6 protein-coding genes are annotated in these 6,000 nt (G+C 60.7%); 2 read left to right on the top strand and 4 right to left on the bottom strand.

What is annotated here, in order from left to right; all coding sequences use genetic code 11:
• Window positions 1–167 precede the first annotated feature (167 nt).
• A complete protein-coding gene (locus CR159_RS09675) occupies window positions 168–782 on the top strand; it encodes an ABC transporter ATP-binding protein (RefSeq protein ID WP_102073819.1) in 615 nt (204 codons plus the stop codon).
• On the opposite strand, the gene CR159_RS09670 is transcribed toward CR159_RS09675, so the two are convergent.
• The gene (locus tag CR159_RS09670; RefSeq protein ID WP_102073818.1) at window positions 760–1,719 is read right to left on the bottom strand and encodes a LysR family transcriptional regulator; all 960 of its coding nucleotides are present in this window, start codon (window positions 1,717–1,719) and stop codon (window positions 760–762) included. The genes CR159_RS09675 and CR159_RS09670 overlap by 23 nt on opposite strands.
• A 135-nt stretch (window positions 1,720–1,854) precedes the next feature.
• Here CR159_RS09670 and CR159_RS09665 point away from each other — a divergent pair, with 135 nt between their 5' ends.
• On the top strand, window positions 1,855–2,622 hold the full coding sequence (locus CR159_RS09665) for an SDR family oxidoreductase (RefSeq protein ID WP_102073798.1): 768 nt from the start codon (window positions 1,855–1,857) through the stop codon (window positions 2,620–2,622).
• Window positions 2,623–3,017: 395 nt separating this feature from the next.
• Here the strand turns inward: CR159_RS09665 and CR159_RS09660 are convergent, their stop codons facing one another.
• From CR159_RS09660 to CR159_RS09650, 3 genes are read right to left on the bottom strand one after another with little or no spacing between them, the layout of a single operon-like run.
• Complete coding sequence (locus CR159_RS09660; RefSeq protein ID WP_439650515.1) at window positions 3,018–3,791, bottom strand: IclR family transcriptional regulator; 774 nt, start codon at window positions 3,789–3,791, stop codon at window positions 3,018–3,020.
• A 37-nt stretch (window positions 3,792–3,828) separates the two neighbouring features.
• Window positions 3,829–4,776: an NAD(P)H-dependent flavin oxidoreductase gene (locus CR159_RS09655; RefSeq protein WP_102073796.1), complete on the bottom strand. Its 948-nt coding sequence runs from the start codon at window positions 4,774–4,776 to the stop codon at window positions 3,829–3,831.
• Between the two features lie 41 nt (window positions 4,777–4,817).
• Window positions 4,818–5,615: an enoyl-CoA hydratase-related protein gene (locus CR159_RS09650; RefSeq protein WP_102073795.1), complete on the bottom strand. Its 798-nt coding sequence runs from the start codon at window positions 5,613–5,615 to the stop codon at window positions 4,818–4,820.
• Between the last annotated feature and the right edge of the window lie 385 nt (window positions 5,616–6,000).

Raw genomic sequence — 6,000 nt, 5'->3', positions numbered from 1 at the left:
CTTTGGCGAGATGGACGGTTGTGTGAGAACTCCCATCCTACCAAGCCTTGGGACGGCCCGCCCTCCTGTTTAATCAGTCACTTGGCCGTACGACCTCAACTTCTCGGGCGCTAAGTAAGTACCATTCACTCTAGCCCTGCGCTGCATTCATGCGTACACTCCCCGGCATGATACGCATCGACAATCTCAGCAAGCGCTATGACGACCACTTCATATTCCATGGGCTGACTCATACATTTTCGCCCGGATGTGTGGCGCTATGCGAAGAAGACAGCACAGGCAAATCCAGCCTGCTGGGCATCATCGCGGGCGTTATCGCGCCGGATACCGGAGACGTCTGGATCGACGGGCATTCGTTGACCCACGCGCCGCGACAAGCCAAAGCCCGCCTGGCCTATGTGCCCGACAATTGCTTGGCGTTTCCCTCGCAGACGGGGCGTGAATTCCTCGAGCAAGCCGCCTCGGAAAAGAACGCAATTCTCGATGATACCGTCCTTGACCTGGCATACCGGCTGGGGCTGGAACCACATCTGGACAAGCGCTTCGAACAGATGTCGACGGGTACACGCCGCAAGGTCTACCTAACGGCCGCCGCCTTGGGTGAACCAGCCGTCGTCATTGCGGACGGCCCCAGCAGCGGGCTGGACGCACAGGCTCGCGCCGTGCTGGCCGAACAGTTCAAGACTTGGTCACGGGATCGCGTCGTACTGTTCGCCAGCCACGATACGGAACTGGTGCAGGCCTGCGGCGCAAGGGCCGTCAATGTTGCCGCACTGCGCTAAGCGCGGCGCTGCTACCGTTGCTCTGGATCAGGCGGGCAAAATCGCGATCCCGGAACTGCTCGATGACAAAGTCAACGAACACCCTCGTTCGGGCCGGAAGGAGTTTTTTCGCAGGATAGTATAGGGACACCGGCCCGACGTCTGCCGACCAGCCGGGCAATACTCTTTCCAATGCGCCATTCTGCAGCCAGGGCATGGCGAACGGCATGGGCAGCAACGCTACGCCGAGCCCCATCAAGGCCGCCTGGCAAATGGCCTCGGGGTCATCAAAGATAATGCGGGGGCGCAGCTCTGCCGTCGCCGTGTCGCCGGCCGCGTTGCGCAATGAATATTGATTGATACGGCCAGTGTGGCTGGCGCGTCGCACGATGCCGTCAAATGCGGAAAGCTCAGACGGATCGCGAGGCTGCTGCTTGTTGGCCATATACGAGGCAGAAGCCACCGCCACGATGTGGATGCGACCGAGCTCGCGCGCCACCATGCCAGGCTTAAGATCCAGCCCTCCGCCAATGCCCGCATCGAACCCCTCGCCGATTAGGTCGACCTGACGGTTCTCGAAGCGCCAATCAGGCACGATAGCCGGATAACGTTGCAGAAACTCATCCAGCAACGGCACCATATAACCACGGCCGAAAGCCTGGCCCATGCTGACGCGTAAGGTGCCAGCCGGCTGCCTGTCTTGCTCGGAAACATCGTTCACCGCGTCTGAAAGCGTCGTCAGCGCGGCACTGATCTGGCGCAGAAAATGCTCGCCGCCTTCGGTGAGCGTCAGCTTGCGGGTGCTGCGCTGAAACAGCCGTACACCCAACGCGGCCTCCAGCCTTGCCACATTTTTACTGACTGCCGCCGGCGTAATCGCCAGCAGGCGTGCAGCCGCAGAAAAGCTGCCACTCTCGGCAGCCTTGACGAAGCATTCCAGGTAGATAAGTGGTTGCATGACATCCATTTTCAACCAACAGTTGAAATTAATCCATCTGATTGATGACTACCGGGCAACACAGAGATTCTGGATACTGGCCCTAAGGACACCACGTTGTCCCTCATTTAAATCTGAATCAAGGAGCTTTTAATCATGGCTATCAACACAAGCAACTCAATTTCCCTTCCCCTTTCCGGAAAAGTCGCGTTCGTCACCGGCGGCTCGCGCGGTATCGGTGCGGCCATCGTGCGGCGCCTGGCTCGCGATGGTTCGGCCGTTGCCTTCACCTATTCCGCCTCGCGCACGGGCGCCGAGGCACTTGCCGCCGACATCGAAGCCGCGGGCGGGCGGGCTCTGGCGCTGCAGGTCGACAGTAGCGATGCAGCGGCGCTCACCGCCGCCATCGACCAGGCTGCAACCACTTTCGGCCGCCTCGACGTGCTGGTCAACAATGCCGGCGTGGCACTAATGGGCGAGCTGGACACGTTCACACTCGAAGACTTTGACCGCACATTGGCCGTAAACGTACGCGCTGTATTCGTCGGCGTTCAGGAGGCTGCACGCCACATGGGCGAAGGCGGGCGGATCGTGACAATCGGCAGCACCAACTCGGAACGTATGCCATGGGCGGGAGGAGCCGTCTACGCCATGAGCAAGGCCGCCATTGTGGGCCTGACTCGCGGTCTTGCCCGCGACCTCGGCCCACGCGGCATTACCATCAACAATGTGCAGCCAGGTCCCACCGCCACGGACATGAACCCTGCAGACGGACCCATGGCCGCCTCCATGCACGGCTTGATGGCCCTGGAGCGCCATGCACGCCCAGAGGAAATTGCCGGAATGGTGGCATACCTGGCAGGCCCTGAAGCCGGTATGGTCACCGGATCAAGCCTGCTGATCGACGGCGGATTCGCCGCGTAAAGCCACCAGCTCCACGCCCAGAGCGGCCGCTTTCCGTACCCGTACTGCCCCGAATCAAGTCTCCCGAGGAGACGGGGGCTGGTGTGGGCAGGACGAAATTTGAGCGCGCCGCGTCGGCGTCCTGAGTCAGGGAAAAAAGGGTGCGCCTGTTTGAGCGGCGCGCTTACGGGCAGCCAGTGGCTGCCCGTTGCCGCGAGTTCGCACCCGCCCTGACTCAGGACGCCGACGCGGGTAGTCCTGGCGAAGCACAGGACCGCAGCGATATGGAGTCCGGCCCACACCAGCCCCCGGCGCCGCCAGAAGAAACCAATTCGCAGTCACGTAGATTCAAAGCAGAGCAATACAGAGGCACGGACAGTCCGCAATGTATAGCTATAGCCACTACGCTGCCAGCCTCAAATATTCTGCTCCATGAACCGACAAGCCACCCGCAACTTCTTCGCGTGATCCTCCAGACTGCTCTCGATCCGATACAACGGCCCCGCAATCGAAATCGCGTAATCATTTCCCGACACCTTCAGCGGCCACGCCAGCGCCCCCACGTCCGTCATCGACTCCCCCAGGTTCGCGAACCAGCCCCGTTCCCGCGAAGCCTCGATATCCGCCTCGATCGCATCCAGCGTCACCAGCGTCCGCGCGTTATACGCCTGCAATTTACGCCCCGACAGCAGCTTCTTCCTCTCATCGGCAGTCAGCGTCGACAACAGCGCCTTGCCCAGCGAATTCGCATGCATATCTTTCTGCGAACCCGCCACCGCCACATAACTGATCGGATGCGGCGACGCCAGCACATCCAGGTACACCACCCGGTTATTCATCAGATCCAGTTTCGCGAACACCACCGTCTCCGACGTCGTATCCCGCAGCTCCTCAAGGCTAGGCAGCACCTTCTCCAGTATCGGATCCGCCTTCGAAATACGCTGCGCCATCGCCAGCAGCCGCCCCGTCGGGTAATACCCCTGGCGCCGCCCCGCTTCGTATACATAACCCAGGCTGGCCAGCGTGCGCAGCAGCGCCAGGCAGCTTGAGACCGGCGCATCCAGATGCCGCGCCAACTCCGACAGCGACAGCGGTTTCGTTTCGCGCGCGAACACCTCGATAATTTCGATCACCCGCAAGGCGGTCTTGACGTTCGTATCGGGTTTTTTTTCAGTGGCCACGGAATTCAGTACCGGTCATATGCATCAGCCCAGTATACCGGGCGTCTCACGCCAATAGCTGCCGTTTCGAGGCCTCATACTCATTCTGTAATTGCGCCACAATCTGCCGGGTCGGCAGTATTGAAGCAATTCCGCCGACTCCTTGTCCGCTGCCCCAGATATCCTTCCATTTCTTGGGTTTGCTCACATCCATGCTGGCGCGGCCGCCTTCGGACAGATTGTCGGGGTCCAGGCCGGTTGCAGCGATGCTAGGCTTCAGGTAATTACCGCTAACTCCGGTGAAGAACGGGGTATAGATGATGTCCGCCGCCGTCGCGTCCACAAGCATCTGCTTGTAATCAGGCACGGCGCTGGACTCCTCGGTCGCAATAAAGCGCGTACCCATGTAGGCCAGATCGCACCCCATGGCTCGAGCAGCCAGTATTCCGCTGCCATTGGTAATACACCCGGCAAGCACCACCAGGCCGTCATACATGGCCTTCACCTCATTGACCAGCGCGAAGGGGCTCAGCGATCCCGCATGGCCGCCTGCCCCGGCGCATACCAGTATCAGGCCATCCACGCCGGCCGCCGCGGCCTTCCTGGCGTGGCGTATTGTCGTGACGTCGTGCAGCACCAGCCCGCCATACTCATGGACGCGTTCCACGACGCGCTCGGGCGAATGCAGCGACGTGATGACGATAGGAACGCGATGCCGCACGCAGACTTCCAGGTCGTCTTCCAGACGAGGATTGGACTGGTGCACGATCAGGTTGACGGCATAGGGTGCCACCTTGGCGCCGGGATTCTCGGCGCGGTACCTCGCTATACCCTCTTCGATTTCCACGAGCCACTGCTCAAACACTTCCTGCGGACGGGCATTGAGGGCCGGAAAGGACCCGACGATACCGGCACAGCACTGGGCAATGACAAGGGCGGGGTTGGACACCAGGAACATGGGCGAACCGATGACGGGCAGGGCCAGGCTTTCTTTCAGTTGTGCAACAGTGGGCATGTGAATCCAATAATAATGATTTGAGCAGGAGGCTTGCTGTATCAACGACCCTCGAAGCGGGGCGCGCGCTTTTCCCCGAAGGCGACCATGCCCTCGAGGTAATCGTCCGTATAGCCCAGTTCCCGTTGCAATTCGGTCTCGTAGTCAATCTGCGCTTCGAGCGTGTTGGCGCTCGATGCATAGAGTGCCTGCTTGGTGGCCGCGTAGGCCCTGGTCGGGCCGTTGGCAAGGGTTTCATGCAATGCGGCCAGCTGGGACTCCAGTTCAGCATCCGGTATGCAGCGCCAGATCAGGCCCCATTCTTCAGCCTTGCGTGCGCTGACCGGTTCGGCAAACAGGGCGGCGCCCATCGAGCGCTGCATACCGACCATGCGCGGCCAGAAATAGGTGCCGCCCGCGTCCGGCAACAGCCCTATCTTGCTGAAGACCTGTATGAATTTGGCGGACTCGACCGCGAAGACAATATCGCAAGACAGTGCAACGCTGGCGCCCGCGCCGGCGGCCACGCCATTGACCATGCAGACCACGGGCACGGGCAGTGCGCGCAACCGGAGCACCAGTGGACGGTAATTATTTTCCAGGCCGAGTCCCAGGTCGCGCTTCTGCCCGGGAGGAAGCGGCTTGCGCTCGGACAGGTCCTGGCCCGCGCAAAAGCCGCGCCCGGTCGCGGTGATGATAAGTCCGCGCAGATCATCGCGCGACTCCATGAAGGACAGTGCAGCCTTGATATCGTCGTGCATCACTTGCGTGAAACTGTTCAAGGTGTCCGGGCGACTCAAGGTAATGCGCCCGACGCCGTCCTGGTAGTCGAACTTGATGTGCCGGTATTCGTGAGCCATGGGGTTCCCTTTTGCTGGTGTCGCGTCAATACGCCACACGCAATCTAACAAGCTCGCGGCGCGGTGGCAATCTTGTTTTGTGGAAGCAGGCATTCCGGGCTGGGAAAGTAAAACGGCGAGCGCCCGCGATTTAACGTAAGCGCCAATTGGCATACGGGCCCGCGTGTGGTATCATTGTCTTGCTAACGCAGGTGCAGCAAGCAATAACAATACCCTACTCCCACCGGGAACCCAGGCACCATGCGCCCAGACGGCGTCGCGTCGCACTATTCATCCTGTGGCTTCATCAATGCCATAGACGCCGCCTCAGGTTCCGGTTTCACCGCCACTTCCGGTACTTATACTGCACAGCGATGCCGCGACATCGCATCATGCCCGCTATCGA

The sequence above is a fragment of the Pollutimonas subterranea genome, assembly GCF_002849655.1.
Lineage (GTDB): Bacteria > Pseudomonadota > Gammaproteobacteria > Burkholderiales > Burkholderiaceae_B > Pollutimonas > Pollutimonas subterranea.
Note: the sequence above shows the minus strand (reverse complement) of the source record. Positions and strands in the feature narration are given on the sequence as shown.